The sequence below is a fragment of the Burkholderia diffusa genome (assembly GCF_902499115.1).
Classification (GTDB): Bacteria; Pseudomonadota; Gammaproteobacteria; order Burkholderiales; family Burkholderiaceae; genus Burkholderia; species Burkholderia diffusa.
Genome location: NZ_CABVPN010000016.1, coordinates 90,285 through 107,269, shown reverse-complemented (window position 1 = coordinate 107,269; position 16,985 = coordinate 90,285). Strand labels below are relative to the sequence as shown.

Sequence of the window (16,985 nt, the reverse complement as noted above, 5' to 3'; positions counted from 1 at the left end):
GGAACGCGGCGCGTCAGGCGGCCTTGCGCGCGCGAACGGTTTTGGCGCGTGTGCCGCCCGCGCGTTTCGCGGCCGGTGCGGCCGGTGCGGCCTTCGCGGTTGCCGTCTTGGCGGGCGCAACCGTGACGGCCGGCGCCTTCGCGCGCGCGCGCTTCGGGGCGGTCGCGCGCACCGTCACCTCGGGTTGCGGCTTGCCGGCCGGCACGGCGGTGAGGGTCGTCGCTGCCGGTGCTTCGGCGGGCACCTTGGCCGCGCCGTTCTTCGGTTCCGGCGCATGCTCGCGGATGAAATCGCGCAGCTGCGGGTAAATGATCGTGCGCCAGCGGCGGCCCGAGAAGATCCCGTAGTGACCGCACTTCTCGGCGGTCAGGCTGCGGCGATCGTCCTGCGGGATGCCCGTGCACAGCTCGTGCGCGACGTGCGTCTGGCCGCTGCCCGAGATGTCGTCGAGTTCGCCCTCGATCGTCATCAGCGCGGTGTGCTTGATGTCCTGCGGACGCACGCGCTCGCCTTCGACATCCCACGTGCCTTCCGCGAGCCGGAATTCCTGGAACACGACGCGGATCGTCTCGAGGTAATACTCGGCCGCCATGTCGAGCACCGCGTTGTACTCGTCGTAGAAGCGGCGGTGTGCCTCGGCGTCATCCTCGTCGCCGCGCAGCAGGCTCTGGTAGAAGTCCCAGTGCGACTGCGCGTGACGTTCCGGATTCATCGCGACGAAGCCCGTGTGCTGCAGGAAGCCCGGGTACACCTGGCGGCCTTCGCCCGGATAGTTCGCGGGCACCGTGTGGATCACGTTGTTCTCGAACCACGCGGTCGAGTGCTGCGTCGCGAGCGAATTGACCGACGTCGGGCTGCGGCGCGCGTCGATCGGGCCGCCCATCATCGTCATCGTGAGCGGCGTGTCCTCGCCGCGGCTCGCCATCAGCGAGATTGCCGCGAGCACCGGCACGGTCGGCTGGCACACGGAAATCACGTGCAGGTTGCGCGCGCCGATGTGGCGGATGAATTCCTGGATGTACGCGATGTAGTCGTGCAGGTGGAACGGGCCGACCTCGACCGGCACCATCCGCGCGTCGATCCAGTCGGTGATGTACACCTTGTGATCCTGCAGCAGCGTGCGCACGGTGTCGCGCAGCAGCGTCGAGTGGTGGCCCGACAGCGGCGCGCAGACCAGCACGACCGGCTCGTCCTTCAACTGCGTGACGGCATCGGCGTCGTCCGAATAGCGTTTGAAGCGCAGCAGCCGGCAGAACGGCTTCTCGACGATCGTCTGCTCAACGATCGGGATGTTGTGGCCGTCCTTGACGATCTGATGAATGTTGAATTCGGGCTTCTCGTAATCCTTGCCGAGCCGGTACATGAGCTCGTACGCGGCGGCCATCCGCGTCGCGCCGGGCATCAGCGAGAACGGGCTGGACGGATTGGCGAACGACTTGGATGCGGCCTGGGCCCAGGCCGTGAGCGGGCTCAACATCGCCCGCTGGAATTCGTGCAGTTGGTAAAGCATGCAGACTACTCCCGCGTGGGGGACGGTGCGCAAGGGCGGCGTGGGGCGTCGCGGCGTGCCGTGTGGGTCGGCGACCGGCCATGTTGCAGTGCGGCCGGACAATCGAATCGATCATATCGGACAACGATGGGTGGTGCAATGCAACATTTCCCCGATTTTTCATCAAACTGTTGCGAATTGACGATCTCTGAAGAAGCCGTTCCGCCCCCGGTCAGCGCCCCGTCGCCACGGCCGGCGCGGGCTGGCCGGCCGCGCGCGCCATGGCGTCCTCGTGGTGCATCAGGTTCATCGCGGTGTGCACCAGCGCAACGTGCGAGAACGCCTGCGGGAAGTTGCCGACGAGCCGGCCCTCGACCGGGTCGTATTCCTCGGCGAGCAGCCCGAGGTCGTTGGACAGCGCGAGCAGCCGGCTGAAGAGCCGGTGCGCGTCGTCGATCCGGCCGAGCAGCGCGTAGTTGTCGACCAGCCAGAAACTGCAAGCGAGAAACGTGCCTTCGCCGGGCGGCAGGCCGTCGTCGTACTCCGTCGTTCGGTAGCGCATCACGAGGCCGTCGTGCAGCAATTCCCGCTCGATCGCGTCGACCGTGCCGACGATGCGCGGGTCCTCCGGCGGCAGGAAGCCGAGCAGCGGCATCAGCAGCACGCTCGCGTCGAGCTCGTCGCTGCCATAGCTCTGCGTAAACGCCCGTTTGCCTTCGTGCCATGCGTTGTCGCAGACGTCGGCGTGGATCCGGTCGCGCAGCGCGCGCCAGCGGTCGAGCGACGCGGGCAGCCGGAACATCTCCGCCGACTTGATCGCGCGGTCGAACGCGACCCACGCCATCACCTTCGAGAACGTGAAATGGCGGCGGCCGCCGCGCGTTTCCCAGATGCCCTCGTCGGGCTCCTGCCAGATCTTCTCGAGATGATCGAGCAGCGAACACTGGACGGACCACACCGTGTCGTCGGCCTGCAGGCCGCCCACGCGCGCGAGGTGCAGCGCGGCCATCACTTCGCCGAACACGTCGAGCTGGAGCTGGTTCGCCGCGCCGTTGCCGACGCGCACCGGTTTCGAGTCCTGGTAGCCGGGCAGCCAGTCGAGCTCGATTTCCGGCAGCCGGCGCTCACCCGCGATCCCGTACATGATCTGGATTTGTTCGGGCGAGCCGGCCATCACGCGGCCGAGCCATGTGCGCCAGGCGCGCGCCTCGTCGTAGTAGCCGCCGCGCATCAGCGCGAGCAGCGTGATCGTCGCGTCGCGCAGCCAGCAGTAGCGGTAGTCCCAGTTGCGGTTGCCGCCGATCTTCTCCGGCAGCGACGTGGTGGGCGCCGCGACGATCCCGCCGGTCGGCTCGTACGCGAGTGCCTTCAGCGTGATCAGCGAGCGGCGCACGGCGGCCGCGTAGCGACCCTGCACCTGGCAGCGGCCCGACCATTCGAGCCAGTAGTTCTCGGTGCGGGCGAGCATCGACAGCGGATCGCGCGCGGGCGGCAACCGCAGGTGCGACGCCGCGTAGCTGAGCGAAAACGGCACGCGTTCGTCGGCGCTCACCGTGAATTCCGCGAGCGTATGGAGGTTCTTGCCCGTGAGCGGCACGGGCGTGCGCAGCACGACGGTATCGGGGCCGGCGATCGCCTTCATGCCGTCCTCGCGCGTCAGCTGCGTGACCCACGGGACGGAGAAACCGTAGTCGAAGCGCAACACCAGTTCCATGCGCATCTTCATCGTGCCGTGGCGGCCGACGACGATCCGCACCAGTTCGGACCAGCCGTTGCCGGGCGGCATGAAGTCGATCACGGTGACGGCGCCGTCGGCGCTTTCGTAGTCGGTTTCGAGGATCAGCGTATCGCCGCGATAGCGGCGCGTCGTGTGCGTGATCGCGGCGTCGGCGGCCGGCGCGAGCAGCCAGCGGCCGTGCTCGGGCGTGCCGACCAGCGCCGCGAAACAGGCGCCCGAATCGAAGCGGGGCCAGCACAGCCAGTCGACGGAGCCGTCTTTCGAGATCAGCGCGGCGGTGTGGCCGTCGCCGACGAGGGCGTAGTCTTCGATCAGGGCGGGCATGGGCAAGCGGTCCTTGAGTATTCGAGTTCACTATGCAGGCTGCGGCGCCCGGGCTTCACCTGCCGGCGTCGCGCCCCGTATACTCGGCTCGGCGGCGGAGCGCATGAACGGCCGGCGTTTCGTCCTATCTCAACACTTGAAGCGACTCGATGCAAGGAGGATTCAATGCCCAGCCGTTTACGCGAGCGTGACGCACGCGCTTCGACACGAGGGTTCCCGCTTAGGCTCGCTCACTGGATGAAAGGTTTCGCGATCGTGCTGTCCTTGTCCGCAACCCAGGCATTCGCTCAACAATCGCCGGCGCCGGCCGACGGCGTCTACAACCTGCTGGTGGGCACCTATACGGGGCACGGCAGCGACGGGATCTACGTATACCGCTTCGATACGAAAACGGGCAGCGTCGCGCCCGTGTCGTCGGCGAAGACCGTGAACCCGTCGTACCTGTTGCCTAGCCGCGACGGTCGCACCGTCTACGCGGTCAATGAACTGCCCGGCGACAACGGGCCGGCCACGCAGCGCGGCGGCATCAGCGCGTTCAGCTTCGATCCGAAGACAGGCGCCCTCACGTTCGTCGACCGCGTGTCGTCGGAAGGGAACGATCCCTGCTATCTCGCGCTGTCACCGGACGGCAAGTACCTCGTCACGGCCAACTACTCGGTCGCGGCCGATCCGGGCGGCAGTTTCGCCGTGTTCCCGGTCCGCGACGGCGGTGCGGTCGGCCCGGCCGTGCTGACGGTGCATCATGAAGGCACGGGGCCCGTGAAGGGGCGCCAGGACGGCGCGCACGTGCACTCGACGGTGTTCTCGCCCGACGGCCGTTACCTGTTCGTGCAGGATCTCGGCGCGGACAAGATCTACGGCTACCGCTACACGGTGGACGGCAGCCGCGGGCTGATCAGCCCGACCGACACGCGCTACACGCCGGTGAAGGCCGGCTCGGGCCCGCGTCACATGGTGTTCAGTGACGACGGCCGGTTCGCGTACGTGACGAGCGAGCTCAACGCAGCGGTCGAGGTGTTCGGCTACCACGACGGCAAGCTGACGCCGGTCGAGACGCTGCCGATGACGGTGCCGGGCTTCAAGGGCAAGGTCGGCGGCGGTGCGATCCATCTGTCGCCGGACGGCCGCTTCCTGTACGCGAGCAACCGGGGCGACGTGAACGACATCGTGATCTACGCGGTGAACAAGGCCGACGGCCGGTTGAAGACCGTCGGCCGCCAGTCGAGCCTCGGCAAGACGCCGCGCGAATTCCTGATCGATCCGACCGGCAAGTGGCTGATCGTCGGCAACCAGGACAGCGACACGTTCTACGTATTCAGTCGCGACGTCGAAACGGGGCAGCTCGGCCCGAATCCGCAGAAGGTGGCGGTCGGCAGCCCGGTCGACTTCAAGCTGGTGCCGGTGGCGCAATAAATGCAGAAAGGGCGCTGCCTCGGCAGCGCCCTTTTTCGTTCGGGCGGCCGCTTGCGCGGGGTGCCCGTATCGGTCGTTGTCGGCCGCGCGGCCGCCGTGCTCAGTCGGCCGCGGCTGGCACGAGCACCTCGCGGCTGCCGTTGATGCCCATCGGTGACACGAGTCCGGCCGCTTCCATCTGCTCGACGAGTCGCGCGGCGCGGTTGTAGCCGATGCGCAACTGGCGCTGCACCGACGAGATCGACGCGCGCCGCGTGCGCACGACGAACGCGACCGCTTCGTCGTACAGCGGATCGGCTTCCGCATCCGGCGCGTCGCCGAACAGGTCCTGCGTCGCGCCGTCGGCCGCCGGGCCGTCGAGAATCCCTTCCTCGTACTGCGGCTCGCCGAACTGCTTCAGGTATTCGACGACCCGGTGCACTTCCTCGTCTGCGACGAACGCGCCGTGCACGCGCTGCGGGTAGCCCGTGCCTGGCGGCAGGAACAGCATGTCGCCCTGGCCGAGCAGCGATTCGGCGCCCATCTGGTCGAGGATCGTGCGCGAGTCGATCTTCGACGACACCTGGAACGCGACGCGGGTCGGGATGTTCGCCTTGATGAGGCCGGTGATCACGTCGACGGACGGGCGCTGGGTCGCGAGGATCAGGTGGATGCCGGCCGCGCGCGCCTTCTGCGCGAGGCGGGCGATCAACTCCTCGATCTTCTTGCCGGCGACCATCATCAGGTCGGCCAGCTCGTCGATCACGACGACGATCAGCGGCAGCTTCGACAGCGGCTCGGGATCCTCGGGCGTCAGCGAGAACGGGTTGCCGATCTTCTTTTCCTTCGCCTCCGCGTCGCGGATCTTCTGGTTGAAGCCCGCGAGGTTGCGCACGCCGACGGCCGACATCAGTCGGTAGCGCTTCTCCATTTCACCGACGCACCAGTTCAGCGCGTTCGCCGCGAGCTTCATGTCGGTGACGACCGGCGCCAGCAGGTGCGGGATGCCTTCGTAGACCGACAGTTCGAGCATCTTCGGGTCGATCATGATGAGCCGCACGTCCTCGGGCGTCGCCTTGTACAGCAGCGACAGGATCATCGCGTTGATCGCGACCGACTTGCCCGAACCCGTCGTGCCGGCGACCAGCATGTGCGGCGCCTTCGCGAGATCGGTGACGACCGGGTGGCCGGTGATGTCCTTGCCCATCGCGATCGTCAACTGCGATGCCGAATGCTGGTACTGGCGCGATTCGAGGATTTCCGACAGGCGGATCATCTGGCGTTTCGCGTTCGGCAGCTCAAGGCCCATGCAGGTCTTGCCGGGAATCGTCTCGACGACGCGGATCGACGTGAGGCCGAGGCCGCGCGACAGGTCCTTCATCAGGCCGACGATCTGGCTGCCGCGCACGCCGAGTGCGGGTTCGATCTCGAAGCGCGTGATCACCGGGCCCGCCGATGCGCCGACCACGGTCACCGGCACCTTGAACTCCTGCAGGCGTTGCTCGATGACCTGGGCGGTCTGCGCGAGGTGTTCCTCGGTGATCGTTTCGACGTCGTCGGAGGCAGGCTCAAGCAGGTCGAGCGTCGGCAGTTCGACGTTGAACGATGCGGGTGCGTGGAATTCGAACGCGTTCGGGCGCGGCTGGCGCGCGGGTGCGGCCGATGCGTCCGGGGCCGGGACGCTCGATTCCGCCGGAGCCGGCGGCACGGTGGTCCCGGAAAGCGTTGCGTCCGGAGGCGGTGCGGTCGTGACGGCCGGGATGGCGGTGCCGGTTGCCGCAGGCGTCGCGCCGGCGCCGGGCATGGACCAGCTCGCCGATGCAGCCGCGGGAGCCAGCGGGGTGGTGAACGACTGGGCCTGCGGCGCCGGAGCGGACGCGATGGCGTGCGCCGGTGTCGCCGTGTCGATGGATTCGCCCGGTGCGGAGAAGGTTGGCATTGCCGACACAGGCGCCGTCGCGTAAGTCGGGGACGCGGCCGATGCCGTCGCGGCGGTGGTCGTGGCGAAGGAGGCCGGCGCGCTACCCGACGCCGCAGGCACGCCGCCGAACGCGGCGGGCGCAGCGGCACCGATCGTGCTCGTTTGGGCGAGCGCGCCGGAAGACGGCGCCGGGACGACCGACGGGGAAGGCGCGATGCCGGGTGCTGAGTGCGCTGCTCCGGCCGGCACGGCCTGCGTACCGGTCGACCAAGCGTCAGGCGTGCGGCTCGTCGGTGCTGCCGAAGGCGTCGCCGATGCGGTCGACGTTGCGGTTGATGCGCTGCCGGACGGGGCGGTAGACGCGATCGCAGGCGACACCTGCGTGCTTTGCGCCGGCTGCAATCCGGTTGCGCTGAAGGACATGCCGGTCGATGCGGGGGCCGTCGCGGCTGCCACGATCGGCGCGGTCGCGGACGGCTGCGACATGGCCGGACCGGAAGCATTCATCGCGGGCGTCAGGGCAGACGCCGCCGCCATGCCTGGAACGGCCGCAGAAGGTTGTGTCACGGTCACACTGTGGGCTCCGGTCGCAGCCGTCGGAGCAGACGTCGCCGCGGGTGCGGGCGGCTGCGCGGTGGGAAGGGCGGCGGCACCGGTCGAAGGCGTGTGGGCGGGTGTCGTCGGTGCGGCTGCCGGCGTGACCGTGGCCGATGCCGCGCCCGTGGTACCGAGCGCCGATGCTGCCGCTGCCGGCACATGACCGCTGGAACCGTATGCGATCCCCGTGGCGCCCGCCGGCGCGGACGGCTCAGCCGATGCAACGGGCGCTGCCGATGCGGGCGGTTGCGACGGCGACCAGGAGGCCGTGCTCGTCATGCCGGACAACGAAGGCGTAGCGGCGGCAGGTGTGCTGTTCGACGTGTTCGCGAGTGCCGGCGCGGTGCCGACGCGCGACGACGCGGCAGTTGACGAAATCGTCTGCGCAGGAGAGGGGGATTCAGCGGACAACGGCTTCGACCACGATGCGGACGCAGGTTCCGCGATCGCGGATGTCGACGCCGCCGGTGCGGGTGGCATGGCGTGTTGCGTGCCGGCAGGCGATGGTGCGGTTTCTCCAGCGTGCTTTGCTGCTGCATGCCAGGCCGTTCCCGTCACGCCGCCTGCGGATGCGGCGTTCGACGTGTCCGAGGCTGCCGGCGTCGCTGCCGCGACGGGCATTGCATCGGCAAGCGGCCACGTGGGCGTTGCCGCGATCGACGAAGCGGGGAGGGCAGCGGTCGGCGCGACCTGCTGGGCAGGCTTCACGACGTCCCGAGCTGCTTGCGTGTCCTGTTTCGTATCGACCGATACGGCGGTATCGGCCGGCGGCGTGGATTGCGACTGGATCTGACCGACCGTCCCTGCGGCCGTTGCCGCATCCTTCGCATCGGCGGTGCGGCCCATGTCGCTTGCCGTGGACGTAGCGGCGGCCGGATGCGTATTGACAGATTCGCTCGTCGCCGCCGACTCGTCCGTGCCGGACAGCGGTGCGGCAGTGAGGTTTTCATGCGATGCGCCGAGTCCGGAAACCGGCGCGCTGACGATGTCTTCCCACGGTGCAAATTCGATCGGGGAATCGAGTGCCGGCGCGGCGGGCGCATCGGCGTCCGCCTGACGCGTCGGTGCATTGGTCTCGACGCCGGTATCCGGTGCGGCATGCCGCGCAGTTTCACCGAAGGCCGGAATGCTCGTACCAACATCGACAACGGGCATGCGCACGCTCGGCTCGGCCGGCATGAATGCACCGAGCACGATCGGTGCGTCGTCGTATGCCGGCGCAGCTTCGCGCGAAAGGCCTGCGTCGCGGGGCGCGGCCTGATGCGCGCCCGCAACGATCCCGGCGGGTATGGCCGTCGATGCCGATGCCGACGCCGATGCCGACGCCGTGACGCTCCCTGCCGCCGCAACTGCGCCGGCCAAGGTCGTCGCGGCGGCCGTCGCCGGTGCCGCATCGGGCGTCCGCACATCGTCCAGCGTCGCCCATTGCGCGGTGCTGGCCTCGATCGAGCGCAGCGTGTCGTGAACGCTCGGCGCCGGCGTGATCGGCTCCGCGGGCTGCTGCACCCATGCGTAGAGCGGTGCGCGCGCGGGGACCGGTGCCGCGGGGCGGCGCCGTGTCGCGTCGGGCGACGGGCCGGCGGCGCCTGCGCCCGCCACTGGGCGTGCGGGCGTGCGCGGCGGCGTCGCGGCGGCCGGGCGCGGCGTGACCACGGTGCGCGGCGCGGCCGGCTGCTTCGATGCGGCCGCGGTTGGTCGCGCGGTGGTCGGTTGCGGCCGAACGGGCTCGAACCCGGCCGGAAGCGGGGCCGGATTCGGGCGCGGCACCTGTGCGTTCGCGGCGGCCCGCGCGAGGCTGGCGGTGCTGCCGGTCGTCGGCGGCGGCATGGCGTTCGTCGTGCCCGGTGCGGGCGGCGGGGGCACGCGATGGGCCGATGTCGGCTTCAGCCAGCCCGACGGCGCGACCGGCTCGGTGAGCGGACGCGGCGCTGCGTTGCCGCGCGGCTTCGGCCGGGCTTGCGGATCGGGTTTCCACAACGTTGGGCGCGAATAGCGGCCATTCTGGCGCGGCGCCATCGAGTTGACGGTGTGTGCGGTGGTCGGCTGCACGATGTCGTCGTCGCGATGCAGCGCGCTGCGCGGCAGGTCGGCGACGCCGCGCACGTCGTCGTCGACGTCGCGCGCGAGCTTGACGCCGAAAGACGTGTCGACCCACGCGGCGAACTGCCGCCAGCCGATGCCGGTCAGCCACGGCAGGCCCGCGAAGAACAGCACGACCATCGCGACCGGCGTGCCGATCGGGCCGAGCACATGCGCGAAGCCGTTCGAGAACGCGTGGCCGAGCGCGTTCGTGTCGGGGCCCGACAGCGGGCTCGTCAGCGCGCAACTCGCGATGAACACGGCCGCGAAGCCGAGCCACAGGCGAATCGAGCCGCGGCCGGCGAGTCCGCCGCCGCCGGGCAGCATCGCCTGAACGAGACGCCAGATGAGAAGGAGGAACCAGACGGCGGAGATGCCGAACCAGCCGAAGACAACCGTGTGCATGCTTTGATGAAACAGGAAGAGGGTGGGGAGCGCGGTGCGCGACCCGCCGAGTTTAACCGGCCGGCGAACAGGACTCTAAGGCAGCATGAAGGCGTCGAAGCGCTTCCAGGCCGCGGGACGCGTGCGTCCGGGATTCGCGCGCGGCGAAGGCGGCCGGTCGGCCTTCGCCCGCGCGCGGCATCAGGGGCTCCGGCGCGTGAAGGTCAGCGTTGCGCCGGCTTCGGTCACGATCTGCAGCTGCTGCGGCTCGCGCATCTGCACGCCGGTCTTCTCGATGTGCGCGAGCGCATCGAGGTACGCGTGTTCGAGCTGGCCGCCGAGTGTGTTCGTGCATGCCATGCGCGTGCCGGCCAGCGGCCCGAAGCTGAGCAGACCGTTCTTCAGCGCATAGGTGCCCATGTAGCGGTTGCAGCCGGAAAAGCCGCTGGCACGCCGGACGCCCGATTCGGTGGACAGCGCGAGCTTGATCGGCTCGCCGTTGTCGCCGTGCGGAATCGTGCGCGGCGTGCCGTCGGCGTTCACCCAGCTCGTGAGCTCCCAGCTCGTGTCGTCGAGCAGCTGGACGGCGGCGGGGTTGTACGGGTCGGGTGCGGGGGCGGCGGAATCGGGGTGGGTCGGCATCGCGCAGGCGGCGAGAAGCGTGGCAAGCGTCAACGCGCAGAGCGGCGCGCGCAACGGGCGAAGCAGGCCGGTGCGTGCGCGTGCGGCGGCGGACAGGTGGGACATGAGCCTCGTTCCTCATCGGATTCTGATCAAGCCGTAAGAGTAACGCACCCGCCCCGCGCGAGGCGAGCCGACACTTCGCGCGCGAAAACGTTCGCATCCCACCCGCGGGCCTCGCGCGGCGGGGCGGCGAAACGACGAAACCGGCCGGACCGGCGCGGGTGCGCGTGTTAACATCGAAGCCGTTTTCGTCCTCCAACAGAACCAGCGGGAAATCACATGCAGATCGGTCAGCGGCTCGGTACGCCGCTTTCACCCTCGGCCACGCGCGTCATGCTGCTCGGCGCGGGCGAACTCGGCAAGGAAGTCATCATCGCGTTGCAGCGTCTCGGCGTCGAAGTCGTCGCGGTCGACCGTTATCCGGACGCGCCTGGCCACCAGGTCGCGCATCGCGCGCACGTGATCGACATGACCGACGCCGCCGCGCTGCGCGCGGTCGTCGAGGCCGAGCGCCCGCACCTGATCGTGCCGGAGATCGAGGCGATCGCGACCGATGCGCTCGCGGCGATCGAGGCGGCCGGCCTGGCCGAGGTGATCCCGACCGCGCGCGCGACGCAGCTCACGATGAACCGCGAAGGCATCCGCCGCCTCGCGGCCGAGGAGCTCGGGCTGGCGACTTCGCCGTATGCGTTCGCCGAGTCGTTCGACGCGTTCAGCGCGGCTGTCGCGAAGATCGGCATGCCGTGCGTCGTGAAGCCGGTGATGTCGTCGTCGGGCAAGGGACAGTCGGTCGTGCGGACCGAGGCCGACGTGAAGCCGGCCTGGGATTACGCGATGGCGGGCGGCCGCGTGAACCACGGCCGCGTGATCGTCGAGGGCTTCATCGATTTCGAGTACGAGATCACGCAGCTGACCGTGCGCGCGATCGATCCGGCGACGCTCGAGACGCGCACCTACTTTTGCGAGCCGGTCGGGCACGTGCAGGTGGCGGGCGATTACGTCGAATCGTGGCAGCCGCAGCCGATGAGCGCCGTCGCACTGGAAAAGTCGCGCGAGATCGCGCACAAGGTGACCGAGGCGCTCGGCGGGCGAGGGCTGTTCGGCGTCGAGCTGTTCGTGCGCGGCGACCAAGTCTGGTTTTCCGAGGTGAGCCCGCGGCCGCATGACACCGGCCTCGTGACGCTCGCGTCGCAGCGCCAGTCGGAATTCGAACTGCACGCGCGCGCGATTCTCGGGCTGCCGGTCGATCCGACGCTCGGCTCGCCGGCCGCGTCGGCGGTGATCTACGGCGGGCTCGACGAGCGCGGCATCGCGTTCGAGGGCGTGCGCGACGCGCTGGCCGTGCCGGGCGCCGACCTGCGCCTGTTCGGCAAACCGGAGAGCTTCGCGAAGCGGCGCATGGGCGTCGCCCTCGCGACCGGCGCGACCGTCGACGAAGCCCGTGAACGCGCGAAGCGCGCCGCGGCGGCCGTGCGGCCCGTGTCGGCGCGCTGACCAGACGAGGAGCGCGCGGTGGCGTCGACATGGCGGCGGATCGGACGTATCGGCAAGGTGGGCGTCGCGCTGGCGCTGGTCGCGAGCCTCGCGGGGTGCGGCCTCGCGGCCGCTCCGTGCCGGGTCGTATCGGCCGGGCTGAAGATCGTGCCAGTCGTCGGCCATGTCGCGGCCGCGCCGACCGACGCATGCGCCGACGTCATCGATCCCTGAGCGACGAACGCTCAACCCATAACCAACGATAGCCGCACGCCCCGTGAGGGCGCGCTTACACCCGTCTCGTGAGAGGACCTGCATGATTCGCCAAGCCTTCGCCGCGCTCGCGCTCGCCGGCACCGCCGTTTCCGTCGCGCATGCCGCGCAACTGACCGTCGAGGAGATCGACGCCGATTCGCGCCAGCAGGCGTTCTATCAGTGCGCGAACCAGAAGCAGCCGGTGCGGGTGTCGTACTGGCGCGCGGGCAACGGCCAGAGCTTCGCGCTGGTGCCGGTCAACGGGCAGCAGCTGCTGTTCGTCGATACCGTTTCGGCGTCTGGCGTGCGCTACCAGGCCGGACGCTATACGTGGTGGACGAAGGGCAAGGAAGGGACGCTGCGCGACGAGATCGCAGACCAGAATGCGGCACCGCTGCTGGGCGACTGCGTGCAGGTCGAGAAGAAGAAAAAGAAGAAGGGCTGAGCGCCGCACGCGATCGAATACGCCGTGCGGGCGTGCCGATTACCGCGATCGATGCGGGCAGCCGGGTTCGGCCTCGAGCCGGACCGCGGGGCAGGCGGCGCTCGGGTTCGTCGACCGCTTGCCGACTTCCCGAACCACACGCCCGCAATTCGACCCCTATTTTTCCCATCGGCCGATCGGGATAGCCCGGTCGCTTGACGCATCCGCGCGCGCCCGGCCTGCCGGAACTCGCCGCGAACCGCCACCGTGGACGTTCGCGGCGTTGTCACGGACAGATTGCCGCGCAGTGCTACAATACGGCCCTTTCCGCCGGCATTCGCGCCGAACGGAGTCCGCACGGCCTGTGGCGCCCGATGTTCGAAATGAACCGGTCCCAAGCGCCAGAGCGGCGCCGCGCGGCGCGCCGCGGCTCCGTCTACTTCCGAAATGTGATGAGCGCAGGCCCGGCCGGCCTGACGCACGATGTCCCCGCCGCGCCTTTTGAGCGAAACGCCACCATGTCCGATTCTGTCGCTAAGCCAGCCGACGCAACCTTCGATCAATTCGGCCTTGCCGCCGATATCCTGAAAGCCATTGCGGAGCAGGGTTATACGACGCCGACGCCGATCCAGGCGCAGGCCATTCCGGTCGTGCTCGCCGGCCGCGACGTCATGGGCGCCGCGCAAACGGGTACCGGCAAGACCGCGAGTTTCTCGCTGCCGATCCTCCAGCGGCTGCTGCCGCAGGCCAACACGAGCGCATCGCCTGCGCGCCACCCGGTGCGCGCGCTGATTCTCACGCCGACCCGCGAGCTCGCCGACCAGGTCGCCGCGAACGTGCATGCGTACGGGAAGCACACGCCGCTGCGCAGCGCGGTCGTGTTCGGCGGCGTCGACATGAACCCGCAGATGGCCGAGCTGCGCCGCGGCGTCGAGATCCTGATCGCGACGCCCGGCCGCCTGCTCGACCACGTGCAGCAGAAGACGGCGAACCTCGGGCAGGTGCAGATGCTCGTGCTCGACGAGGCCGACCGGATGCTCGACATGGGCTTCCTGCCGGATCTGCAGCGCATCCTGAACCTGCTGCCGAAGGAGCGTCAGACGCTGCTGTTCTCGGCCACTTTCTCGCCGGAAATCAAGAAGCTCGCATCGACCTACCTGCGCAACCCGCAGACGATCGAGGTCGCGCGCAGCAACTCGACCAACGCGAACGTCACGCAGATCGTCTACGACGTCGCCGAAGGCGACAAGCAGGCCGCCGTCGTGCAGCTGCTGCGCGATCGCGGGCTCAAGCAGGTGATCGTGTTCTGCAACAGCAAGATTGGCGCAAGCCGGTTGGCCCGCAACCTCGAGCGCGACGGCGTGGTTGCGTCGGCGATCCACGGCGACAAGACACAGATCGAGCGGATGCAGGCCCTCGACGCGTTCAAGCGCGGCGAAATCGAGGCGCTGGTCGCGACCGACGTGGCCGCGCGCGGTCTCGACATCGCCGAACTGCCGGCCGTGATCAACTTCGACCTGCCGTTCAACGCGGAAGACTACGTGCACCGGATCGGCCGCACGGGCCGCGCGGGCGCGACGGGCGATGCGCTGTCGCTGTGCAGCCCGAACGAGCGCAAGCAGCTCGCCGATATCGAGAAGCTGATCAAGCGTCCGCTCGACGTGCAGACGCTCGCGATCGACAAGCCGGCGCGCCATCGTCACGACGAGCGTGGCGGCGATCGCGGGGGGGAGCGCAGTGGCGAACGCGGCGGCGAACGCGGCGGCCGCCGCGAGCGCGACGAGCATCGCGGTGCGTCGGGGCGTCGTTCGGGCGGGTCCGAGCGTGGCGGCCATCATCGTCGTCACGAGGCGCCGATCGACGATTTCTTCCTGAAGCCGTACGAACCGTCGGCGCCGGCGACACAGCCGGAAGAGACGAAGTCCGGGCAGCAGCCCGAGAAGAAGGGGCCGAAGCGTCAGGTCGCCGCGCTGCTCGGCGGCTTCGGAATGCCGCGCAAGCCGTCTGCGTAAGCGGGCGGTTCAGGCGGTCGGTGCGGCGCGCGAGCGCTGCCGCGGAAACGGGTGCATGCGATGAGCATGTGCCCGTTTTTCATTGGGCGAGACGGTTCGTGACGAGGCCGTTGAGAGGAGGGGTGACTTGTCGCGCGGGCAGCGGGGCTTCGGTGCAGTATCGTCAGCGTGCGTCCGGTCTCCGGTCGATTCAGCGCCGACGAATTCCGGAACCTGGTCGATACGAACCGGGATTCCGCGCGCGACTCAGCCGGCGCGTGGCCCGAAGCGACGCGCCCACGCATCGGTCGCGGCCGCGTAGAACGCATCCATCGTGCCGCCCGACGGATCGCCGTCGGCGGCAAGGCCGAGATGCGCGGCGGCGGCCCGCAGCGCCGGCAGCGGATCGTCGCGCTCGAGCGCGATCGCGCCCGTCTGCTTGCTGAGCTTTTCGCCGTTCGCATCGACGACGACGGGGACGTGCAGGTAGGCGGGCGTCGGCACGCCGAGACAGCGCTGCAGGTAGATCTGGCGCGCGGTCGAATCGAGCAGGTCGGCGCCGCGCACGACGTGGGTGATGCCCGCGTCGGCATCGTCGACCACGACCGCGAGCTGATACGCCCATTGGCCGTCCGCGCGCTTCAGCACGAAATCGCCGACTTCGGTCGCGAGGTTCTGCGCCTGCGTGTGTTGCCAGCGGTCGTCGAACGTGACGATCGCATCGTCGCCGTCCGGCACGCGCAGCCGCCATGCACGCGCGGGCTTGCCGTGCAGGCCGGTGCGGCAGGTGCCTGGATACGCGAGGGTCGTGTGGCGCTCGTGCGCGGCACGCAGCGAATCGGCGATTTCCTTGCGTGTGCAGCCGCACGGATAGACGAGACCCGCGGCGACGAGCCGTTCGAGCGCGGCTGCATAATCGGCATCGCGCGTGCTTTGCCACACGGGCGGTTCGTCGGGGGTCATGCCGAAATGCGCGAGCGTTGCAAGGATGTCGTCGGCGGCGCCGGGCACCGTGCGCGGGCCGTCGATGTCCTCGATGCGCACGAGCCACGCGCCGCCGTGCGCGCGCGCGTCGAGCCAGCTCGCGAGCGCACCGACCAGCGAGCCGAAATGCAGCGGGCCGGTGGGCGATGGCGCGAAGCGGCCACGGTAGCCGTTCATCGGGGCGCGGAGCGACGCGCGCTTACGCGGCGCTGGCTGCCTGCGCGCAGGCCGGGCACGACTGGCCAGCCACGTAGCTCGGCGATTGCTGGGCTTCCGGCGTGACGACCGCGCGGCACGCGAAGCACGTGACGTTTTCGGTCGGCTGCAGTTGCGGGTTCAGCGCGGTGCGGTAGTCGAACACGAAGCAGTCACCGTGATAGTGCGCGCCGCCGACTTCCTCGAAATACTTCAGGATCCCGCCCTCGAGCTGGTACACGTTCTCGATGCCGATTTCCTTCATGTGGATCGCTGCCTTCTCGCAGCGGATGCCGCCCGTGCAGAACGACACGACCGTCTTGCCCTCGAGATCGGCGCGGTTCGCGTCGATCACTTCCGGGAACTCGCTGAACTTGTCGATCCGGTAGTCGAGCGCGTCGTCGAACGTGCCGACGTCGACTTCGAACGCGTTGCGCGTGTCGAGCATCACGACGGGGCGGCCGGCATCGTCGTGGCCGCGGTCGAGCCACGCCTTCAGCGTGCGCGCGTCGACCGACGGCGCGCGGCCGAGCTCCGGCTTGATCGCGGGCTTCTTCATCGTGATGATCTCGCGCTTCAGGCGTACGAGCATCCGGCGGAACGGCTGCGAGTCGGACAGGCTCTCCTTGAACTGCAGCGTCGCAAACTTGCCTTCGAACAGCGGATCGTGGCGGATGTAGTCGATGAACGCGTCGGTCGCTTCGCGCGGGCCGGCGATGAACAGGTTGATGCCTTCCGGCGCGAGCAGGATCGTACCGCGCAGGCCGAGTTCGTTGCAGCGGGCGGTGACGAGCGGGCGCCATTGCTCGGTCGCGTCGAGCGACACGAAGTGGTAGGCGGCAAGGTTGACGATGGTCATGATGGTCCGACGGGAAAACGGCCGCGGCCGTGCGGCGGGCGCACGGCGGCCCCGCAAAAAAGGGTGCGAAGCCGGGGCGATGATTCGAAAACCCGTATTATCCCGCAAACTGCGCATGCACCGGCACCTGACCATTCGGCCGACGTCGCGCGCATCGGCCGAACGGCCGGGCGTGGGGATTTTTTGGGCAGCCGGC

The 16,985-nt window shown here is 69.2% G+C and carries 11 protein-coding genes; 5 read left to right on the top strand and 6 right to left on the bottom strand.

The annotated features are described in order from the left end of the window. Nucleotides 1–13: 13 nt before the first annotated feature. Complete coding sequence (locus BTE28158_RS17920; protein WP_151051665.1) at nt 14–1,510, bottom strand: polyhydroxyalkanoate depolymerase; 1,497 nt, start codon at nt 1,508–1,510, stop codon at nt 14–16. A gap of 211 nt (nt 1,511–1,721) precedes the next feature. Beyond that, nucleotides 1,722–3,551, bottom strand: a complete 1,830-nt coding sequence (locus BTE28158_RS17915) for a glycoside hydrolase family 15 protein (RefSeq protein ID WP_059600372.1) — start codon at nt 3,549–3,551, stop codon at nt 1,722–1,724. Nucleotides 3,552–3,716: 165 nt separating this feature from the next. On the opposite strand from BTE28158_RS17915, the gene BTE28158_RS17910 reads away from it, so the two are divergent. Next, on the top strand, nt 3,717–4,964 hold the full coding sequence (locus BTE28158_RS17910; RefSeq protein ID WP_108064692.1) for a lactonase family protein: 1,248 nt from the start codon (nt 3,717–3,719) through the stop codon (nt 4,962–4,964). 100 nt (nt 4,965–5,064) lie between these two features. Here the strand turns inward: BTE28158_RS17910 and BTE28158_RS17905 are convergent, their stop codons facing one another. Further along, nucleotides 5,065–9,945, bottom strand: coding sequence for a DNA translocase FtsK (locus tag BTE28158_RS17905; RefSeq protein WP_174919987.1), 4,881 nt, complete (start codon nt 9,943–9,945; stop codon nt 5,065–5,067). Nucleotides 9,946–10,125: 180 nt separating this feature from the next. Next, on the bottom strand, nt 10,126–10,671 hold the full coding sequence (locus BTE28158_RS17900) for an META domain-containing protein (protein ID WP_059600375.1): 546 nt from the start codon (nt 10,669–10,671) through the stop codon (nt 10,126–10,128). Nucleotides 10,672–10,887: 216 nt separating this feature from the next. Between BTE28158_RS17900 and purT the strand changes: the two genes are divergently transcribed. From purT to BTE28158_RS17880, 4 genes are all read left to right on the top strand, one after another. Beyond that, nucleotides 10,888–12,102, top strand: coding sequence for a formate-dependent phosphoribosylglycinamide formyltransferase (purT, locus tag BTE28158_RS17895; RefSeq protein ID WP_059600376.1), 1,215 nt, complete (start codon nt 10,888–10,890; stop codon nt 12,100–12,102). An 18-nt stretch (nt 12,103–12,120) separates the two neighbouring features. After that, nucleotides 12,121–12,315 carry a DUF6726 family protein gene (locus tag BTE28158_RS17890; protein WP_151051617.1) on the top strand — a complete coding sequence of 65 codons (195 nt, stop codon included), beginning with the start codon at nt 12,121–12,123 and terminating at the stop codon, nt 12,313–12,315. An 82-nt stretch (nt 12,316–12,397) separates the two neighbouring features. Then, nucleotides 12,398–12,781: an MliC family protein gene (locus tag BTE28158_RS17885; protein ID WP_124903341.1), complete on the top strand. Its 384-nt coding sequence runs from the start codon at nt 12,398–12,400 to the stop codon at nt 12,779–12,781. Between the two features lie 497 nt (nt 12,782–13,278). After that, nucleotides 13,279–14,772, top strand: a complete 1,494-nt coding sequence (locus tag BTE28158_RS17880) for a DEAD/DEAH box helicase (RefSeq protein ID WP_477021229.1) — start codon at nt 13,279–13,281, stop codon at nt 14,770–14,772. A gap of 246 nt (nt 14,773–15,018) precedes the next feature. Here the strand turns inward: BTE28158_RS17880 and gluQRS are convergent, their stop codons facing one another. Further along, the gene (gluQRS, locus tag BTE28158_RS17875) at nt 15,019–15,912 is read right to left on the bottom strand and encodes a tRNA glutamyl-Q(34) synthetase GluQRS (protein WP_151051619.1); all 894 of its coding nucleotides are present in this window, start codon (nt 15,910–15,912) and stop codon (nt 15,019–15,021) included. 22 nt (nt 15,913–15,934) lie between these two features. After that, nucleotides 15,935–16,789, bottom strand: coding sequence for a sulfurtransferase (locus BTE28158_RS17870; protein ID WP_059527299.1), 855 nt, complete (start codon nt 16,787–16,789; stop codon nt 15,935–15,937). Between the last annotated feature and the right edge of the window lie 196 nt (nt 16,790–16,985).

What these genes read in the sequence shown, in the direction of transcription:
- BTE28158_RS17920 (WP_151051665.1), bottom strand. Translation starts at nt 1,510, where the DNA reads ATGCTTTACCAACTGCACGAATTCCAGCGGGCGATGTTGAGCCCGCTC.
- BTE28158_RS17915 (WP_059600372.1), bottom strand. Translation starts at nt 3,551, where the DNA reads ATGCCCGCCCTGATCGAAGACTACGCCCTCGTCGGCGACGGCCACACC.
- BTE28158_RS17910 (WP_108064692.1), top strand. Translation starts at nt 3,717, where the DNA reads ATGCCCAGCCGTTTACGCGAGCGTGACGCACGCGCTTCGACACGAGGG.
- BTE28158_RS17905 (WP_174919987.1), bottom strand. Translation starts at nt 9,945, where the DNA reads ATGCACACGGTTGTCTTCGGCTGGTTCGGCATCTCCGCCGTCTGGTTC.
- BTE28158_RS17900 (WP_059600375.1), bottom strand. Translation starts at nt 10,671, where the DNA reads ATGTCCCACCTGTCCGCCGCCGCACGCGCACGCACCGGCCTGCTTCGC.
- purT (WP_059600376.1), top strand. Translation starts at nt 10,888, where the DNA reads ATGCAGATCGGTCAGCGGCTCGGTACGCCGCTTTCACCCTCGGCCACG.
- BTE28158_RS17885 (WP_124903341.1), top strand. Translation starts at nt 12,398, where the DNA reads ATGATTCGCCAAGCCTTCGCCGCGCTCGCGCTCGCCGGCACCGCCGTT.
- BTE28158_RS17880 (WP_477021229.1), top strand. Translation starts at nt 13,279, where the DNA reads ATGTCCGATTCTGTCGCTAAGCCAGCCGACGCAACCTTCGATCAATTC.
- gluQRS (WP_151051619.1), bottom strand. Translation starts at nt 15,912, where the DNA reads ATGAACGGCTACCGTGGCCGCTTCGCGCCATCGCCCACCGGCCCGCTG.
- BTE28158_RS17870 (WP_059527299.1), bottom strand. Translation starts at nt 16,789, where the DNA reads ATGACCATCGTCAACCTTGCCGCCTACCACTTCGTGTCGCTCGACGCG.